The organism is Phenylobacterium sp. (genome assembly GCF_044371015.1).
In the GTDB taxonomy this organism is placed as follows: domain Bacteria; phylum Pseudomonadota; class Alphaproteobacteria; order Caulobacterales; family Caulobacteraceae; genus Phenylobacterium.
Window position 1 is genome coordinate 1 of the sequence record NZ_JBILUK010000039.1, and the last position, 18,622, is coordinate 18,622.

At 67.3% G+C, this 18,622-nt stretch carries 16 protein-coding genes; 12 read left to right on the forward strand and 4 right to left on the reverse strand.

Annotated features, from left to right (window positions below):
- Positions 1-94: 94 nt before the first annotated feature.
- From ACIQ3R_RS05410 to ACIQ3R_RS05430, 5 genes are all read left to right on the forward strand, one after another.
- Positions 95-1,912, forward strand: coding sequence for a flavin-containing monooxygenase (locus ACIQ3R_RS05410; RefSeq protein WP_397415971.1), 1,818 nt, complete (start codon positions 95-97; stop codon positions 1,910-1,912).
- The gene (locus ACIQ3R_RS05415; RefSeq protein ID WP_397415972.1) at positions 1,909-2,676 is read left to right on the forward strand and encodes an EthD domain-containing protein; all 768 of its coding nucleotides are present in this window, start codon (positions 1,909-1,911) and stop codon (positions 2,674-2,676) included. The genes ACIQ3R_RS05410 and ACIQ3R_RS05415 overlap by 4 nt, the downstream gene beginning before the upstream one ends.
- A gap of 11 nt (positions 2,677-2,687) precedes the next feature.
- Positions 2,688-3,227 carry a carboxymuconolactone decarboxylase family protein gene (locus tag ACIQ3R_RS05420; protein ID WP_397415974.1) on the forward strand — a complete coding sequence of 180 codons (540 nt, stop codon included), beginning with the start codon at positions 2,688-2,690 and terminating at the stop codon, positions 3,225-3,227.
- A gap of 81 nt (positions 3,228-3,308) precedes the next feature.
- Entirely contained in the window at positions 3,309-4,142 is an 834-nt protein-coding gene (locus ACIQ3R_RS05425) for a division plane positioning ATPase MipZ (protein WP_397415976.1), read from the forward strand.
- Between the two features lie 4 nt (positions 4,143-4,146).
- Complete coding sequence (locus ACIQ3R_RS05430) at positions 4,147-4,575, forward strand: J domain-containing protein (RefSeq protein WP_397415978.1); 429 nt, start codon at positions 4,147-4,149, stop codon at positions 4,573-4,575.
- Positions 4,576-4,582: 7 nt separating this feature from the next.
- On the opposite strand, the gene ACIQ3R_RS05435 is transcribed toward ACIQ3R_RS05430, so the two are convergent.
- From ACIQ3R_RS05435 to purL, 3 genes are all read right to left on the reverse strand, one after another.
- The gene (locus tag ACIQ3R_RS05435) at positions 4,583-5,908 is read right to left on the reverse strand and encodes a D-alanyl-D-alanine carboxypeptidase (protein WP_397415981.1); all 1,326 of its coding nucleotides are present in this window, start codon (positions 5,906-5,908) and stop codon (positions 4,583-4,585) included.
- A gap of 163 nt (positions 5,909-6,071) precedes the next feature.
- Complete coding sequence (locus ACIQ3R_RS05440) at positions 6,072-7,202, reverse strand: alanine racemase (protein ID WP_397415984.1); 1,131 nt, start codon at positions 7,200-7,202, stop codon at positions 6,072-6,074.
- A 136-nt stretch (positions 7,203-7,338) separates the two neighbouring features.
- A complete protein-coding gene (gene purL, locus ACIQ3R_RS05445; protein WP_397415986.1) occupies positions 7,339-9,558 on the reverse strand; it encodes a phosphoribosylformylglycinamidine synthase subunit PurL in 2,220 nt (739 codons plus the stop codon).
- A gap of 175 nt (positions 9,559-9,733) precedes the next feature.
- Here purL and ACIQ3R_RS05450 point away from each other — a divergent pair, with 175 nt between their 5' ends.
- The 3 genes from ACIQ3R_RS05450 (at position 9,734) to ACIQ3R_RS05460 (ending at position 12,094) form a co-directional block, all read left to right on the forward strand.
- On the forward strand, positions 9,734-10,189 hold the full coding sequence (locus tag ACIQ3R_RS05450; protein ID WP_397415988.1) for an SgcJ/EcaC family oxidoreductase: 456 nt from the start codon (positions 9,734-9,736) through the stop codon (positions 10,187-10,189).
- A 55-nt stretch (positions 10,190-10,244) separates the two neighbouring features.
- Complete coding sequence (locus ACIQ3R_RS05455; RefSeq protein WP_397415990.1) at positions 10,245-11,285, forward strand: NADP-dependent oxidoreductase; 1,041 nt, start codon at positions 10,245-10,247, stop codon at positions 11,283-11,285.
- Between the two features lie 209 nt (positions 11,286-11,494).
- On the forward strand, positions 11,495-12,094 hold the full coding sequence (locus ACIQ3R_RS05460; protein WP_397415992.1) for a PEPxxWA-CTERM sorting domain-containing protein: 600 nt from the start codon (positions 11,495-11,497) through the stop codon (positions 12,092-12,094).
- Positions 12,095-12,180: 86 nt separating this feature from the next.
- Here the strand turns inward: ACIQ3R_RS05460 and ACIQ3R_RS05465 are convergent, their stop codons facing one another.
- Entirely contained in the window at positions 12,181-13,395 is a 1,215-nt protein-coding gene (locus ACIQ3R_RS05465; protein ID WP_397415995.1) for an NADP-dependent isocitrate dehydrogenase, read from the reverse strand.
- A gap of 151 nt (positions 13,396-13,546) precedes the next feature.
- On the opposite strand from ACIQ3R_RS05465, the gene ACIQ3R_RS05470 reads away from it, so the two are divergent.
- The 4 genes from ACIQ3R_RS05470 to ACIQ3R_RS05485 all read left to right on the forward strand — a co-directional run.
- Positions 13,547-14,326, forward strand: coding sequence for an RNA methyltransferase (locus ACIQ3R_RS05470; RefSeq protein WP_397415997.1), 780 nt, complete (start codon positions 13,547-13,549; stop codon positions 14,324-14,326).
- Positions 14,323-15,408, forward strand: a complete 1,086-nt coding sequence (locus ACIQ3R_RS05475; protein WP_397415999.1) for an NAD(P)H-dependent flavin oxidoreductase — start codon at positions 14,323-14,325, stop codon at positions 15,406-15,408. The genes ACIQ3R_RS05470 and ACIQ3R_RS05475 overlap by 4 nt, the downstream gene beginning before the upstream one ends.
- Positions 15,405-16,646 carry a DUF1254 domain-containing protein gene (locus ACIQ3R_RS05480; protein ID WP_397416001.1) on the forward strand — a complete coding sequence of 414 codons (1,242 nt, stop codon included), beginning with the start codon at positions 15,405-15,407 and terminating at the stop codon, positions 16,644-16,646. Before ACIQ3R_RS05475 ends, ACIQ3R_RS05480 begins: the two co-directional genes overlap by 4 nt.
- 80 nt (positions 16,647-16,726) lie before the next feature.
- The coding region (locus ACIQ3R_RS05485; RefSeq protein ID WP_397416003.1) for a TonB-dependent receptor at positions 16,727-18,622 on the forward strand (1,896 nt) is incomplete at its 3' end.

Below are 18,622 nucleotides of genomic sequence, written 5' to 3' on the forward strand. Positions count from 1 at the left end.
GTCAGAAGGCCGGAAGGCCGCACCCCTTGCGTGACGTAGGGGTGATTGGGGCCCGCTCCTCCCACTTGGCGTCGGGACGGTTCGAGAGGGTGTGATGAGCGAGGCTGGCCGATCGGCGGAAACGGAGTTGGGGTTTGATCCGGCGGCTCTGCGCGAGCGCTACCGGGCGGAGCGCGAGAAGCGTCTGCGGGCGGACGGCGAGGCGCAGTACATCGAACTGGCCGGCGAATTCGCGCGCTATGCCGAGGATGACCCATACGCGGATCCGAGTTTCACCCGAGCGCCGCTTGAGGATGAAGTGGAGGTGGCGATCATCGGAGGTGGGTTTTCGGGCCTGTTGGCCGGGGCGCGGCTGCGCGAGGCGGGGATCGAGGATATTCGGATCATCGAGGCTGGCGCCGACTTCGGGGGAACCTGGTACTGGAACCGCTACCCGGGCGCGCAGTGCGACATCGAGAGCTATTGCTACCTGCCGCTCCTGGAGGAACTGCGGTACGTGCCCAAGGAGAAGTACTCCTACGTCAACGAGATCTTCGAGCATTCACAGCGCGTTGGACGCGCCTATCGACTCTATGACGCAGCCTGTTTCCAGACGCGGGTGAGGGAGCTCCGCTGGGACGAGGGACTGAGACGCTGGCGGATCGCCACCAACCGCGGCGACGACATGAAGGCCCGGTTCGTGATCATGGCTTTGGGCACTGCCAGCCGGGCCAAGCTGCCCGGGATTCCGGGAATCGAGTCCTTCGCCGGCCACAGCTTCCACACCAGCCGCTGGGACTATGGCTACACTGGCGGCGATACGACGGGGAACCTGACGGGGCTTGCCGACAAGCGGGTGGCGATCATCGGCACGGGCGCGACGGCGATCCAGTGCGTGCCGTTTGTGGGCCGGTACGCGCAACACCTCCATGTGTTCCAGCGGACGCCGTCCTCGGTTGACCTGCGCGGCAATGCACCGACGGATCCGGAGTGGGCCAAGACGCTGGAGCCCGGCTGGCAGAGGGCCCGGCGCAAGAACTTCGCCAACATCGTGGAGGGGAAGCCCTTCACCGAAGACCTGGTCAACGACGGCTGGACCGACATCTTCCGCAGCCTCGCCTCGGGCGGCGCGCTGGCCGAAAAGCTGGGGATCAAGGCCGACCCGATGACGGCGGTGGAGCTGGCCGACTTCGTCAAGATGAACAAGATCCGCGCGCGGGTGGACGAACACGTCGCGGATCCCACTACGGCCGAGGCTTTGAAACCCTGGTATCGGCAGTTCTGCAAACGGCCGACTTTCAACGATGAGTTTCTGCCGACCTTCAACCGACCGAACGTGACGCTAGTGGATGTGAGCGCCGCCCAGGGCGTGGAGCGGATTACTCCGGCCGGAGTGGTGGCCAATGGGACAGAGTTCCAGGTCGACTGCATCATCTATGCGTCTGGCTTCGAGATCTCGACGGCGTTCCGGCGCCGGATCGGGTTCGACATCTTTGGGCGCGGCGGGCTGTCGCTGTTCGACTACTACAAGGACGGTTTCCGCACCCTGCATGGCCATTCGAGCCGCAACTTCCCCAACTGGTTCTACATCGGCGTCGGGCAGAACGGGCTTTCCGTGAACATGACCGCCATGTTCGACGATCAGGCGCAGCACATCGCCTACATCATCAAGGAAGCCCGGGTGCGCGGCGCGACAACCGTGGAGCCCACGCCCGAGGCGGAAGAAGCCTGGGTGGAGACCATCCGTTCGGTGGCGATCCTGAACCGAGACTTCCAGAACAGCTGCACGCCCGGCTATTACAACAATGAAGGCGGCGAGCGTTCCGGCGGGTTGAACGGTCAAACCTATACGCCGGGGATCAACCGGTTCAACGCCCTGCTGGCCGAGTGGCGCGCGCAGGGCGACATGCAGGGACTGGAACTCACGCCATGATCAAGCTGGTCTATGTGATCGCGCGGCGTCCGGAGATGAGCCACGCGGCTTTCGCGGACTACTGGCTGAACCGGCACGGGCCGCTGGTGGCGAAGCATGCGCGCGCGCTGCGGGCGAAAAAGTATGTGCAGAGCCATCTTTTCGACCACCCGGCCAATGAGGGCATGCGGGCGGTGCGCGGCATGCGGGCGCCGTGCGACGGAATCACCGAGGTGTGGTGGGACAGCCTGGAAGACTTCCAGGCGGCCTATGCCACGGAAGCCGGTGCGACAGCGGGGGCCGAACTGGCGGCGGACGAGGCGAAGTTCATCGATTTCACCGGCTCGTCGGTTTTCCTGACGCAAGAGCATGAGATTTTCGACCGCACGGGCGGGGCGGGACCCGGGCCGGACGCCCTGAAGGTGACCTATCTGCTGACCCATCGGAGCGATCTGAGCCAGGCGGCCTGTCACGAGACCTGGCTGAAGGATCATGGTCCGCTGGTGAAGAGTTTCGCCGAGCCGCTGCGCATGGCGAGATATGTGCAGAGCCATACGATCCCTGGGCTAGGAGACGGCGCCCCGAATCCGCGCGGCTTCGAGCCGGCGCTCGACGGGATCACCGAGGTCTGGGTCAACTCTCAGGCCGATCTTGAAGCCAGCGGCGCTACGGAAGCCGGCCGGCTCGGCGGCGCGGCCCTGGTGGAGGACGAACGGCGGTTTGTGCAGATGGACGCCTCGCGCTGCTTTCTGACCCGCGAGCACCTGATCTTCGATCACACCTGAGGAGACGCGCCATGTCCCGGATGCCCCTGGTCGAGCCCGAAGCTCTGCCGCCCTATCTGAAGGCCATCCACGATGCGACGCCCGAGGACAACTGGCTGGGCCGCCATTTCGCCCGGGCGTTCGGGCCCGCGCCGGACCTCATCCAGGCCTATCAGGGCTTCTATTACCCCTGGCACACCGGCGCCGGCGGGGCCGGATTGCTGGAGCCCAGGCTAAAGGAATTGATCCGCTTGCGGATCGCCACCTTGAACGGCTGTGTCCTGTGCAAGAGCGTGCGCATGGCGCCGGAGGTCGTGAGCGAGGATGAAGCGGCGCGTGGCGTGGATGCGCCTGACGCCGAGGGGTTCACCGCGCGCGAGCGGGCCGCGATCCGGTTCGCCGAGAAGATGGCCATGGATCACCACAACATCGGCGACGAGGATGTCGCGGCGATGCGGAAGCTGTTCAACGACGCCGAATTCCTGGAACTGGCGATGATGGCCGGCCAGTACATCGGCTTTGGCCGGGTTCTGGCGATGCTGCAGCTGGAAGTCGCGTCCTGCCCCGTGTGATGGCGGCAAGGGGAGTCCTCCACAGGCCGTGGGAACCCGCTAGTCTCTGTCGCTGAGTCGTACAGGGGACAAGGAAGCGTCATGGGTCAGGCGAGCGTCATCGTCGTGGGTAATGAGAAGGGCGGGGCGGGCAAGTCCACGCTCGCTATCCACATCGCCACGGCCCTCTTGCACGGCGACGCCCGGGTGGCGGTGCTGGACCTGGACCTGCGCCAACAGACGCTCGGTCACTTCTTCGCCAATCGCGCGGCCTGGCTGGCGGCGAATGGGGCTGAGGCGCCGATGCCGGTGCAGCATCCGATCAGCGCGGCGGGCGATGCGCTCGCCAAGGCTCCGGATGACGAGCAGCTGGCGCGATTCGACGCTGCGTTCACTGAGGTGGCCGAGGCGGCGGACTTCGTGCTGATCGACACGCCCGGCAGCGATACGGCGATCAGCCGAGCGGCGCACTCCCGGGCGGATCTGGTTGTGACGCCGATGAACGACAGCTTTGTGGATTTCGACATGCTGGGCGTTGTTGACCCGGTGACCTTGGAACTGAAGCGTCACAGCCTCTACGCCGAGACGGTGTGGGCCTGCCGCAAGGAGCGGGCGACCAAGGATCGCAAGCAGATCGACTGGGTGGTTCTCCGGAACCGACTTGCGCCGACCGAGGCGCGCAACAGAAAGCGCCTGGATGAGCGGGTGCAGGCGCTTTCCCGCAAGGTGGGCTTCCGGGTGGGGCCAGGTCTTCGCGACCGGGTGATCTATCGCGAGCTCTTCCCGTTCGGCCTGACCGTTGCGGACCTTTCGCCCACCATCCGACCGGTAGCCATGAGCCTGCAACACGTGGCGGCGCGTCAGGAGCTGCGAGCGCTTATGGCGGCGCTGGGCTTCACCGGACTGGACGAGAGCGAGCGGATAGCGGCGGAATAGCCGCATGCTCTATCTGCTCGCCGGAGCCGCGGCCCTGGCGCTTTACGTGTGGATCTCCGGCGGCAAGTGGCCGCGCCTGTCGGGCGGCGGCTGGCGGGTCATGACCGGGGCGATGGCCTTGGCGGCGTTCACATCAGCCGGATACGCCGGCGTGCGCGGCAGCTGGGGCGTGGCGATCGTGCTGGGCGTGGTCGGACTTTGGCTCGCCGCTTCCACGCGTCGGCCACCGTCGGCGGGGGGCAAGCCGGCGCAGGGCGGCATGAGCGCCGAAGAGGCGAGACGGGTGCTGGGCGTGGGTCCAGACGCCGATGCGGCGGAGATTCGTGCGGCCTACACGCGGCTGATGCGCGCTGTGCATCCGGACACGGGCGGAAGCGCAGGGCTGGCGGCGCAACTCAACGCGGCGCGGGATCGGCTCCTGAAGCGACGGTAGTCGGGCGTCAGCCCCGGCTCGGCGCCATCACCAGGCAGGGCTGCTTCTTGGCCTTGAGCGTCTTGCAGGCGCTCTTGGCCTGATCCTCCGAGAGACCGGCGAAGCGCGAGCGGAACTTGCCGTCGTCCTTCTCGGCCACGGCGCGGGCCTGGGCGAAGGGCCGACCGAAGCGCTTGATCACCAGAGCGAGCTGTTCGCGGGCGTCGGCGCGGCTGGAGAAGCTGCCGACCTGCACCGTCCAACGGCCGCCAGGCTCTCGCTGGGCCTTCTCGGGCGTGCTGAGCTTGGGCGTATTGCGCGCCTCGACAATCTGGATGCGCGAAGCGCGGGCCGGCGGCGGCGCCGAGGCGAGCTGGATGGCCAGGCCCTGGCCAAGTCCCTGGGTGGTGTCCCCCTGCTGCATGGAAGGCTGGGACGCCTCGGCGAGTTGCGGCGGCTCGAAGAAATTCTGAGCGACGGTGATCTGCTCGCCGCGCGCACGGCGATCCATGACGTCGAAACCCGTGAGCAGGAGGCTCTCAGCCACCTTGTCGCGGGTGGCGACCGTAGGGCCGCCCATGACCACGGCGATCAGTCGGCGATTGTCGCGCACCGCCGAGATGGCGAGGTTGAAGCCCGAGGCGTTCGTGAAGCCGGTCTTGAGGCCGTCGACGCCGTCCATGCGGTACAGCAGCCCGTTGTGATTGCGGATCGCCTGGCCGCGGAACTCGAAGTTCTTGGTCGAGAACAGGCGATAGTACTGCGGATAGTCGCGCATCACCGCGCGCGAGAGCACGGCGATATCACGGGCGGTCGTGATCTGGCGGCTGTCCGGCAGGCCCGACGCATTGGCGAAGGTGGTGGCCGACATGCCCAGTTCCTGGGCGCGGAGCGTCATGAGCGCGGCGAATCGCTGCTCGGTGCCGCCAATCTTTTCGGCGAGGGCCACGGCGGCGTCGTTGGCCGAGCGGGTGACCATGCCCTGCATAGCCTGATGGACGGTGATCGAGTCGCCGGCGCGGATACCCAGCTTGGTGGGCGACTGGGCCGCGGCGCGGGGCGAGAAGACGACCGGCTCGTCCAGTTCCAGTTTGCCCGAAGCCAGCGCCTCGAACGCCAGATAGAGCGTCATCACCTTGGTGATCGAGGCCGGGTAACGGGGTGCGTCGGCGCGCTTGCCGTAGAGCACCTCGCCGGAGCGGGCGTCGACCACGATGGCGGCGTATTTCGAGGAATTCTGCGGGATCAGCGAAAGATAAGGCGCCTGGGCCAGAGCCGGGCTTGCCGCCATCCCCAGGCCGAGCGCAGCCGCGAGGCCGATAGAGAGGGCGAAGCGCCGGGCGTGCTGGATCATGCGTCGTCCGTCGAAAGTGAGCCTTGAGGCGGCCGAGCCGCCGCCCCGGAAGTGGCTAACATGCCCGCGCCAACCTTGCAGGAGGGTAAACAAGGTTTGAACGGACGATTCTTTATGAACGCCCGTTGACCAGGCGCCACAGCAGGGTGGGCCGGAAGCGCGGCTATTGCGAGGCGCCACGGGCTTCGATCGGGACGACGTCGAGCAAAACGTCGCCCTGCACCAGATGGAGAACTGAATAGCGGTCCAGCGTGGGGTCGATGTGACCCGGCGCGAAGGCGATGCGGGTTCCGCGGGGAACCGGCGCGCCGTCGGTTGGGCGCATCAAAAGACCGTGTTCGTCGCCGAAGAAGTGGAAGCCGCATTCGGAGAATCGAGCGTCCAGCGCCTGGGGCGGGGGGCCGTCGGTGGAGAAGGCCTTCAGGCCGCCGTCGATCGTGACCCAGCGAGGGTGATTGGTTGTGATCACCGAAGTCTCGACGGTCAGCGCCTGTTCAAAGGCGCCATCCGGGTCGCCCTCCAGCGCCTCCCGATAGTCACGATCCATGAAGGCGAAGGAGCCGGGTTGAATCTCGTTGAGAATTCCCTGGACGGCGTCGGCGGCGAAGGTGCCGGTGCCGCCGCCGGTGATGATGCGCGGAACCAGGCCGACAGCGCGGACGGCGGCGATGGCGTCGGTCATCCTGGCCATCCCGGCGGCGACCGCATCGGCCCGTGCGTTGGCGCCCTTCATGTGCTGCCACTGGCCGCCATAACCCTGGAGGCCGATGAAGACGAGATTCTGATGCCTGGCGATGGCGCGCGCGACGTCGGCGGCCTGGGCGGCGTCATGCACGCCGGTGCGGCCGAGGCCGACATCGATATCTATGATGACCTGGATCGGCGCTGTCGCCGCGGCGGCCAGTTCGGCGACGCCGTCGACATGGTCGACCACGATACGGAAGTCAGGCAGATCGGCGGCGAGACGCGCGGCGCGCGCGGCCGAGGCGGCGGCGATGGGCGAGGTGACCAGGATCTGGCCCACGCCAGCAGCGGCCATGGCCTCGGCTTCGGCCAGCTTGGCGCAACAGATGCCGACCGCGCCGGCGGCGATCTGGCGATGGGCGAGCGTGGCGCACTTGTGGGACTTGGCGTGGGGCCGCAGCGCAAGACCGGCGGCCAAGGCCCGCTCAACCATGCGGGCGACATTGCGGTCGAAGGCGTCGAGGTCGAGGACGGCGGCGGGCGTGGCGATGAGGTCGCGCGAGCCGGGCTGGCCCAGGGCGGCGAGGGCGGGAGCGAGGTGGGGTTTCACTGGGTGTTTTCCCCTCCACCACGCTGCGCGTGGTCCCCCTCCCCCGGTGGGGAAGGACTGGGATTTAGTCCTCCCCCAGCGCGGAGCGCGGATCGGGGGAGGTGTCGGCGAAGCCGACGTAGGGGGGCGGTCGCGATCACCCCTCCATAAATCCCGGCATCCAGGCCTCATGGGCGGCGCGGAGGGCGTCGAGATCGTGGGCGCAGAGGAGGCCGGCCTCGCCTGAGAAGGAGAGTTCGTCGCCGCCGGCGCGGCCGACCACCGCGTAGGGGACTCCGGCCGCTTCGGCGCGGGCGTCGATCTCGTCGAGGCGCTCAGGGCGGACGGCCAGGAGATAGCGGGCCTGGTCTTCGCCGAACAAGCCGGAGAGGTCGGTCGGGGCGTCGGGCGCAGTGATGGCCGCTCCGACACGTGAGGCCAGGGCCATCTCGGCGGCGGCGGCGACGAGACCACCGTCGGAAAGGTCATGCACCGCCGATGGAATGCCGGCCAGGATCAGGGCGCGGACCATATCACCGTGGCGACGTTCCGTGGCGAGATCGACGGGCGGCGGAGCCCCCTCTTCACGACCGAGGACCTCGCGCAGGTAGATGGATGCGCCCAGCGCGCCCTGGGTCTCGCCGATCAGGACCAGAATGTCGCCGGGCGCCATGCTGGAGAAGTCGGCTCGGTGTGCGGAATCAAAGATCAGGCCCACGCCGCCCACCGTGGGCGTGGGCGGGATCGCCGAGCCATTGGTCTCGTTGTAGAGGCTGACATTGCCGCTCACGACCGGGAACTCGAGCGCGCGGCAGGCCTCGGCCATGCCGTCGATGGCGCGGACGATCTGGCCCATGATCTCGGGGCGCTCAGGGTTGCCGAAATTCAGGTTGTCGGTGATGGCGATGGGCGTGGCGCCCACGGCGGTGAGGTTGCGCCAGGCCTCGGCCACCGCCTGCTTGCCGCCTTCGTAGGGGTCGTTTTGGACATAGCGGGGCGTGCAATCAGAGGTGACAGCCAGCGCCTTCTTCGTGCCGTGGACGCGGACGATGCCGGCGTCGGCGCCGGTGGCCGAGTCCTCCAGAGTGTCGGCCATCACATGGCGGTCGTACTGCTCCCACAGCCAGCGCTTGGAGGCCATGTCGGGGCAACCCATCACTGTGAGCACCGCCGCCGCCCAGTCGTCCGGATCGGGGATTGAGGCGGGGTCGAGCTTGGGCTGCGGTTTGGGCGCGACCCAGGGGCGATCGTAAAGCGGGGCATCGTCCGAGAGCGGAGCCAGCGGGATATCACAGACCGTCTCGCCCTTGTGCTTCAGCACGATGTGGCCTGTGTCGGTGGTGCGGCCGATGACGGCGGCGTCGAGACCCCACTTTTCAAAGACGCGGTGGCCATCGGCTTCCCGCCCGGGCTTGAGGATCGCCAGCATCCGCTCCTGGCTTTCCGAAAGCATCATCTCATAGGCGGTCATGTGCTCTTCGCGCTGGGGCACCGCGTCGAGGTCGAGTTCGATGCCGACGCCGCCCTTGCCGGCCATTTCGACCGAGGAAGAGGTCAGGCCGGCCGCGCCCATGTCCTGAATGGCGGCGACTGCGCCGGTGGCCATCAGCTCGAGCGTAGCCTCGATCAGCAGCTTCTCGGCGAAGGGATCGCCGACCTGCACCGTGGGGCGCTTTTCGTCGGAAGCGTCGTCGAACTCGGCGGAGGCCATGGTGGCGCCATGGATTCCGTCGCGGCCGGTCTTGGAGCCGAAGTACACTACCGGAAGGCCCGCTGACGGCGCTGCCGAGTAGAAGATCTTGTCGGCGTCGGCCAGGCCCACACACATGGCGTTGACCAGGATGTTGCCGTCATAGCCGCGATGGAAGTTGGTCTCGCCGGCCACGGTGGGGACCCCGACGCAGTTGCCGTAACCGCCGATGCCGGACACGACGCCTGAGACCAGCCGCTTGGTCTTTGGGTGAGACGGGTCGCCGAACCGCAGCGCGTTTAGAAGGGCGACGGGCCGCGCGCCCATGGTGAAGACGTCGCGCATGATGCCGCCGACGCCGGTGGCGGCCCCCTGATAGGGCTCGATGTAGGAGGGGTGGTTGTGGCTCTCCATCTTGAAGATACAGGCCTGCCCGTCGTCGATGTCGATGACGCCGGCGTTCTCCCCCGGGCCCTGGATGACTCTCTGGCCCGTGGTGGGGAACTTGGAGAGGTGCTTACGGCTCGATTTGTAGGAGCAATGCTCTGACCACATGACCGAGAACACGCCGAGTTCGACGTCGTTGGGTTCGCGGTTCAGGCGCCGGACGATCAGGTCGTATTCATCGGGCTTCAGGCCGTACTCGGCGGCCTTCTGGGCGAGGGTCTTGGCGGGCGCGGCGCTCATGGCGGGCTTTCTAACCAGACTCCCGCGGGCGCGCGATAGGCATGCGGACGACAAGCAGATCGGGACATCATTATCATTTGCATTGCTCATCTCACCCGTGCTTGTAGACGCAGGCGCGATCTCAATCTCCCCCGCGGCGTCGGCACCGGCGCCTCAGACTGAACGCGGAGAATTCATGAAGACCTCAATCCTCGCCGCCGCCGCGGCGCTCGTCGCCACGCCGGCCCTGGCGGCGACATGCCCCACCGTTTCCGCTGCGGACGTGGAGAGCCAGTTCAACGCGTTCAACGCCGCCTGGGCGACTAAGGACCCGGACAAGGTGGTCAAGCTGTTCTCGAAGGAACCCGTTCTGCTGGCCACGGTGTCCAACAAGCTGCGCGACGACACCGCAGAGGTTCGCGACTATTTCGTGAGCTTTCTGAAGAACAGCCCGGTGGGGAAGATCGACACCAGCAAGGTGCGCATCGACTGTAATACGGCAAGCCGCGTCGGACATTGGACGGTGACGCTGACCGACCCCAACACCGGCGCCAAGATGGACGTGAAGGCGCGCTATTCGTTCATCTACACCTATGAAGACGGGGCGTGGAAAATCGCGCACCTGCATTCTTCGGTGCTGCCGCCCTCCTGACGCGCGGCCGACATCAAGTTAGGCTCCGGCGCATGATCCGCGCCGGAGCCCGCTCTTGAACAGATACTGGACCCTTTCCGACCGTCCCGTGGGCGCCTGGCCTGAGGCGGGCACGTTCGAACGGCGCGAAGACCCGATCCCGACGCCTGGCGTGGGCCAGGCGCTGACCCGCACGATCTATGTTTCCCTTGACCCCTATCAGTGGGGTTACAAGCGCCGGGGCGTGGAGCCCAAGGGCGCGCCTTGCCATGCCCGCACGGTCGCGCAGGTGGTGGAGAGCCGCATTCCGGGGCTGTCGGCCGGAGATTTTGTCTTCTGCACCAACGGCTGGGCCGAATACGGCCTGATGGGCGAGGGCGTGCCGCGCCCCGGCTACATGGTTCCGCGCAAGCTCGACCCTTCGTTGGGGCCGATCTCGTGGGCGGTGGGTGTCCTCGGAATGCTCGGGCTGACGGCCTATGCCGGGATGGTGCTGCAGTGCGCACCCAAGGCCGGGGAAACAGTCGTGGTCTCCGCGGCCTCCGGTGGAGTGGGACAGATCGCCGGGCAACTCGCCAAGCTGCGCGGATGCCGCGTCGTCGGCATCGCCGGCAAGCCGGAGAAGCAGCGGTTCGTCACCGAGGTGCTCGGCTATGACGCCTGTGTTTCGCACCTTTCGCCGACCCTCGCGGCCGATCTGGCGGCGGCGTGCCCCAATGGCGTCGACGCCTATTTCGAGAACGTCGGCGGGGCCTGTTTCGAGGCGGTGCTGCCGCTGTTCAATCCGGGGGCGCGGATGAGCATCTGCGGTCTGATCGCCCACTACGGCGATGCGCCCGGCGCCGACGCGGGCGCGGCCGAGCGGGCGGCGGCGGAGGCGCGGGGCGTGACCGTCACCAACCTTTTCGTCGGCGACTATGTGGCCGACCACCACGACGCCTTCCTCAACGAAATGTCCGGTTGGGTCTCTGCGGGGAAGGTGGTCTATCGCGAGGATATCCGCGAGGGCCTGGAGGCGCTTCCCAGCGCCTTCGCCGAGATGCTGAAGGGCGGCAACTTCGGGAAGATGCTCGTGCGTGTGGGGGACGATTCGACACGAGATTTGCGGGTCGTGTGAGAGTTCAGGGCCGGACTTACGCATCCTCGGTTGCATTGACGCTGCCGAGAACCGGTTTGCGTTAATATTTTCTCCTGAGACGGGAGTTCGGTTGCGTCAATGCGTCGCAGGGCGCTGTTCGCGCCCAACCTCCTGCGAGCGCAGGGGGTGCGATTTCAAGGAGCAAGTGAACGCGAGTACTAGCTATAGCGGCCGCACTGGGCGCCGGTATGACATTGGCGGCAACCCAGGCGAGCGCGACGGTGTTCACGCTCTCATCGGTTAATGTGACGGCGAACAATACGGACCCCGGCCTCGTGGTCGGCATTATCGATCATGTAGGCTCGGGGCTGACCTTCGATCTGGATGTCACCGACCCGCAGACGTTTGATCTCTTCACGATCTTTACCGAAGAAGCGTCGGTCAACAACGGAGAGGACACGGTCGCGAAGCCGATCTCCGTCGGCTTCAATTTTTCGGCGCCCTCTCCGAACATGGTTGATCCTGTTACAGGCAATACGAACGGCGTGCGTCAGGTCTTTGGCGCCATTCAGTTCGGGCGCCTGACCTGGATCGATGGTGGCCAGTCGGCGTTCACTTGGGGCCCCGGCAACACCGGTCTGATGACCATCACGCTCAGCAGTGGTGATTTCAACCGCGGTGCGTTCGGTCTCTCAGGCGGCACCCGCAGGGGCTACACCGTCCAGGGCACCTTTGACTGGGACAACGATCCAGTCGCGGTTCCAGAACCCGCCACCTGGGCGCTGATGATCGGCGGCTTCGGTCTGGCCGGCGCGACGCTGCGTCGTCGTCGGGCGCTCGCCGCCTGATCCGTCGAACTCGCTGAACAGCGAAACGCCGCCTGGATCGCTCCAGGCGGCGTTTTTCGTGGCACTTCGTCGACGCTGAAGCGGCCTTAAGCCGCCAGCGCCTTCTCGAGGTTTGACGCCACCTTGTCGAGGAAGCCCTCGGTGGTAAGCCACCCCTGGGTGTCGCCGACCAGCAGCGCCAGATCCTTGGTCATTGAGCCGGACTCGACGGTGGCGACGCAGACCTTTTCCAGGGTGTTGCAGAAGTGCTCGAGCTCGGCGTTGCCGTCGAGCTTAGCGCGGTGCTTGAGGCCCTGGGTCCAGGCGAAGATCGAAGCGATGGAGTTGGTCGACGTGCTCTCGCCGCGCTGATGCTGGCGGAAGTGGCGCGTAACGGTGCCGTGCGCCGCCTCAGCCTCCATGACCTTGCCGTCGGGCGTGATCAGCACCGAGGTCATCAGGCCGAGCGAGCCAAAGCCCTGCGCCACCTGGTCGGACTGGACGTCGCCGTCGTAGTTCTTGCAGGCCCAGATGAAATCGCCGTTCCACTTCAGGGCTGAGGCGACCATGTCGTCGATCAGGCGGTGCTCGTAAACCAGCCCGGCGGCCTTGAACTGATCGACATACTCCGCCTGATAGATCTCCTCGAAGATGTCCTTGAAGCGGCCGTCATAGGCCTTGAGGATGGTGTTCTTGGTCGAGAGATAGAGCGGATACTTCCGCTGCAAGGCGTAGTTGAAGCAGGCCTTGGCGAAGTCGCGGATCGAGGCCTCGACATTGTACATCGCCATGGCGACGCCCGGGCCCTTGAAATCGTAGACCTCGTGCTCGATCACCTTGCCGTCGGCGCCCTCGAACTTGACGGTGAGCTTGCCCGGGCCGGGGACCACGAAGTCGGTGGCGCGGTACTGATCGCCGAAGGCGTGACGACCGATGATGATCGGCTGGGTCCAGCCCGGGATCAGGCGCGGCACGTTCTTGCAGATGATCGGCTCGCGGAAGACCACGCCGTCGAGAATGTTGCGGATGGTGCCGTTGGGCGACTTCCACATCTTCTTGAGGCCGAATTCCTTCACCCGGGCCTCGTCGGGGGTGATGGTGGCGCACTTGATGCCGACGCCGTGTTTCTTGATCGCGTTGGCCGCGTCGATCGTCACCTGATCGTCGGTGGCGTCGCGGTTCTCCATGCCGAGGTCGTAGTACTCGATCTCGAGATCCAGGAATGGAAAGATCAGCTTGTCCTTGATCCAGGCCCAGATGATCCGGGTCATCTCGTCCCCGTCGAGGTCGACGACGGGGTTGGCGACTTTGATCTTGGCCATGCGGACCGGCGCTCCGGAGGAATTTGGGGGCAATGTGTTCCGCGCCGTATAGCCGCGTGCGCCCGGTCCGCAAAGGCGCCGTCGCGGCAGACTTGCAGACGAGGGCGGGGTCGGCCTTGCCAGCGTGCGCCTCGGCGCCCCACTAGGCGGCATGGACGCCTCCGAACCGCGCCCCCCGGCGATCATCCTGGTCGCGACGCAACTGCCCGAAAACATCGGCGCGGCGGCCCGCATCATGGCCAATTTCGGCCTTTCAGACCTGCGGCTGGTCAGCCCGCGTGACGGGTGGCCTCAAGAGCGGGCGTGGGCCATGGCGTCCGGCGCCGAGTGGCCGCTGAACGCCGCGCGGGTCTGCACCAGTGTCGCGGAGGCCATCGATGACCTGCAGGTCGTTTTCGCCACCACAGCCAGACCCCGGGAACTGGCGCTTCCGATCCTGACGCCCCGCGAAGCGGCGGGGGAGCTGGCGACCGCGGCGGCGACGGGCGTACGCACAGGCATCGTGTTTGGCGGCGAGCGGGCGGGGCTTGAGACGGCCGATGTGGCGCTCTGCCAGGCCGTGGTTACGATCCCGATTGATGCGCGCTTCAAGTCGCTGAACCTGGCCCAGGCGGTGGCGATCAACGCGTATGAGTGGAAGATGGCGCAGGATGCGAGTGCGCCGGCGGCGTTTCTGGACGGTCCAGGCCCGGCGAGCGGCGAAGCGATGCTGGGCCTCTACGGCCATCTGGAACGTGAACTGCAGACCGCCGGCTTCTTCCATCCGCCGGAGAAGACGCCAAACATGGTGCAGAATCTTCGTTCGGCGCTGGCCAAGGCCCGGTTCACGGATCAGGAGGTGCGCACGCTGCGCGGCGTGATCACGGCCCTGAGCCGGGGCCGAGGCCGGGTGCTGGAGAAGATCGCGCGCAAGGCCGGAGAGGCGGAGTGAGCCTCAAATCCCTGCTGGAGGCCCTGTCGATCCCGATTCTGCAGGCGCCGATGGTGGGCGCCTCGGGCGTGGCGCTGTGCGCGGCGGTGAGCGAGGCCGGGGGACTGGGGGCTCTGGCGGCGGGGGCGATGGCGCCTGAGGATATCGGACCGGCGGTGGCGGGCGTGCGGGCGGCGAGCGCCGCGCCGTTCTGCGTGAACCTGCTTATGGCGCCGGCGGCGGCGCCGGAACCGGGCGAGGTCGCGGCGGCGCTGGCGCGCCTGACGCCGTTCTATGCGCGGCTGGGGATGACAACGCCAGAGGCGCCCAACAGCTTCGCGCCGGACTTCGAGGCGCAACTGGACGCGGTGATCGCGGCGCGACCGGCGGGGGCGTCATTCACCTTCGGGGTGCTCACGCCGGCGCGGGTCGCGCAACTCCATGCGGCGGGAATCCTGGTCATCGGTACGGCCACGACCGTCGCCGAAGCCCTGGCCTGGGCGGACGTCGGAGCCGACGGCGTCTGCGCCCAGGGGTTCGAGGCGGGCGGCCATCGTGGTCACTTCCTGGCCGAGGCGGAGGCGAGCCTGGTGGGAACGATGACGCTGGTCTCGACGATCCGTGCGGCATTGGACCTGCCGCTGATCGCGGCCGGCGGAATCATGGACGGGCGGAGCGTCGCAGCTGCGTTGGCGCTTGGCGCCGACGCCGTTCAAATGGGCACGGCGTTCCTTTTGGCGGATGAGGCTGTGACACCCGCGCCCTGGCGGCAGGCGGTGGAAGCGGCGGCCCCCGACAGCACGCGGCTGACCCGGGCCTATACCGGGCGGCAGGCGCGCGGCATGGAGACGGAATTCATGCGTCAGCTGCGCCCCGTGGAGGACGAGGTTCCGGCCTATCCGGTGCAGAACCGGCTGACTCAGCCGATGCGGGCGGCGGCTGCTGCGTGCGGCGATTCGGACTTGATGTCGCTTTGGGCGGGGCAGGGGGTTTCGTTGGCCTCGTCCGGTCGGGCGGGCGATCTGATGCGGCGATGGTGGCAAGAGGCGGCGGACGCGTCTGACGCGTTAGCCCGGCGGATGCGAGGGAGAGACAGGGCATGAGCGTTCTCAGCGAGGCGGCCAAGGCGGCCTACATCTTTGGTCTGCCGCTCATCGAGGTGGCGCAGACGCGGCAGCGCGGGCTGGCCCTGGGCCAAAAGATGGGGGCGTTCGCCCACGTGCGGCATCTGGCCAACCACCGGCACCGGGCGGTGACCACGCCCAACACCGACACGCTCTACTCCACCGCCCAGCTGGATCTCTCGGCGGGACCGGTGACGATCACCCTGCCACCGGCCGGGGACCGGTATCTCTCCGTGGCGCTGATGGACGCCTACACCAACAACTTCGCCATCCTCGGCACGCGCACAACGGGGCCGGACGGCGGGACCTACCGCCTGGTCGGACCACACGACGCCGCGGAGGGCTGGAATGTGATCCGCTCACCGACCGACCACGTCTGGGTGCTGGCCCGGATTCTCGTCGAAAGCCCGCATGATCTGGAGGCGGCGCGGGAGGTGCAGGCGGGGCTGTCGATCCAGGGGCCGGCCAGCGAGCCGCCGCCCGTCGCCGCGCCACGGACGGCGGAGTGGCCCGAGCTGCTGGCCAGCCTGGATGTGTTGATGGCGGCCAATCCGCCGTCGGTGATGGACGCCGGGTTTCTGGCGCGGCTGGCGCCCCTGGGCCTGCCGGGACGGTTTGATCCGTCCCGGTTTTCGGCGACCGAAGCTGAGGAGATCGCGGCGGGGCTGAAGGAAGGTCGCCAGGCGGCCCGCGCCGGAGGCGGACTCGCGGGCTCTGGCTATGTTCAGGGCTGGGCCTATCCGAGCGTGCGGCTGGGCGACTTCGACCAGGACTATGGCCTGCGCGCGGCGGTGGCGCTGGGCGGGCTGGCGGCTCTGCCTCCGGCCGAGGCGATGTACCTGCAGGCGGGCGGACCTGATCCAGGCGGCCTGTTCGATGGTCGCAAAGCCTGGCGGCTGAGCTTCCCAGCCAATGCCCCCCTTCCAGTGGACTCGTTCTGGTCGCTCAGCCTCTATGAGGCGACCGACGACGGACAGTTCTTCTTCACCGACAACCCGCTGAACCGCTACGCGATCGGAGACCGGACCCCGGGCCTAAAGACCAACCCTGACGGTTCGCTGGATATCTGGATCGGTCATGAGAACCCAGGCGCCGAGCGCCAGGCCAACTGGCTTCCGGCTCCGGCCGGGCCCTTCGCGCTGTTTCTGAGAGCCTATCTGCCGCGCACCGAACTGCTGAGCGGCGCCTATCGCGCGCCGGCCGTGGAGCCCGCTTGAAGGCGCAACACTCGCGACACACTCCACTGCGAGACAGTCGCAACAAAGAATCCGTATGGGAGGGGAGAATCTTGCGCGCGGTGGCGATTGTCCTGGCCAGCGGGCTCCTCGTGTCGCCGACGTTGGCTGCGGCGGCGGAGGCCGACGCCCCTATGGCCACGGCCGACGGTGTCGAGGAGGTGTTTGTCTGGGGCAAGCGCGAGGGGCGGATCGGCGCGGCGGCCACGGCCAGCGAGGGTCAGGTGGCGTTCGGCGCCTTCGCGACCCGGCCCTTGCTGCGACCCGGCGAACTGGCGGAGGTGATGCCGGGTCTCGCGGCGACGCAGCACTCGGGTTCCGGCAAGGCCAACCAGTATTTCCTGCGCGGCTTCAATCTGGACCACGGCACCGACTTCTCGGTCTCGCTCGACGGCGTGCCGTTGAACCTCAGGACCCACGCGCACGGGCAGGGCTATCTTGACCTCAACGGCGTAACCCCGGAGTTCGTCGGCGCGATCAGTTATCACAAGGGACCCTACAGCTCGGCCGGCGGCGATTTCTCCGCAGCCGGCGCGGCGGCTTTTGAGACCTTCAACTCGCTGCCGCACAACATCGCCCAGGTCGGCGTGGGCGAGGGCGGCTACGCGCGGCTATTGGCTGGGGCCGGCGGAGCCGAGGGCTATGTGGGCGTGGATCTGGCGCGGTCGGACGGCCCTTGGTTGCGGGATGAGAACCTGAAGCGCGCCAGTGCGATCCTGCGGCGCCAGCTTGGCGACTGGTCGCTGACGGCGCTTGCCTATGGATCGGCGTGGGATTCCACCAACCAGGTCCCGCGGCGCGCCGTGCGCGCGGGTCTGATCTCCAGGCTGGGGGTGATCGACGGCACCGACGGCGGCAAGACCAGTCGGTTCATGCTCTCGATGCGTCGGCATCCTGATGCGGAAAGCGACCTGGTGGTCTATGCGCAGCGCTACAGACTGAACCTCTGGGCGAACGCCACATACTTCCTTGATGACCCGGTTAACGGCGACCAAATCGAACAGGCCGAAGGGCGTTGGATCGTCGGGGGCTCGTGGAAGCAGAGTTGGCGGCCGGCCGACAGTGACTGGCGGTTCACGGCGGGCGCGGAGGCGCGCCATGACGACATCGGCAAGGTCGGACTGTATCGAACCCGTGCGCGCCAACGGCTTGCGACCTCGCGCGAGGATTCGATCCGTGAGAGTTCGGCCGCAGCGTGGGGCGAGGCGGCGTGGTCGAGCGGACCGCTGCGGGCCACCCTGGGCGTCAGAGGCGACGTAATCCACGCCGACGTGGACTCAGACCTGGCGGCGAACTCGGGCAAAGAGACCGCCGCTCTGGTCGCACCGAAGCTCGCGCTGGCCTGGCGCACCTCGGAGACGACGGAGCTCTATGCCTCGGCCGGTCGCGGATTCCATTCCAACGACGCGCGAGGCGTACGGCTCCGCGTTTTGCCCGGGGCCTTAACGCCCGCGGAGCCCGCGCCCTTCTTCTCGGCGGCTGACGGGGCTGAGGTCGGCGCGCGCTACGAGCAAGGGCCGGTGAAGGCGAGTCTGGCGCTCTGGGCCCTGGACCTGGAGTCCGAGCTGATCTTCGTCGGCGACGCCGGCGAGACCGAAACCAGCGGCGGGACGCGCCGGGTTGGCCTGGAAGGGCTGTTCAGCTGGTCGCCGACGCCGGCCGTCAGCCTGGACGCTTCGGGCGCGCTGACCCGCGCCCGCTATCGGGGAGATCCATTGGGGGGCGACCGGATTCCCAACGCGCTGGAGTATGTGATCACGGCCGGCGTCACGGCGCGGGTCTGGGAAGGCGGCGTGGCGCAACTCACCTTGCGACGACTGGGCCCCGCACCCTTGATCGAGGACAACTCGGTCCGCTCGCCTAGCGCCACGGTGGCCAATCTGGCGCTGGTTCAGGACTTCGGGCGGTGGGCGGTGACGTTTGACGTGCTGAACCTTCTGGACAGCCGGGACCACGAC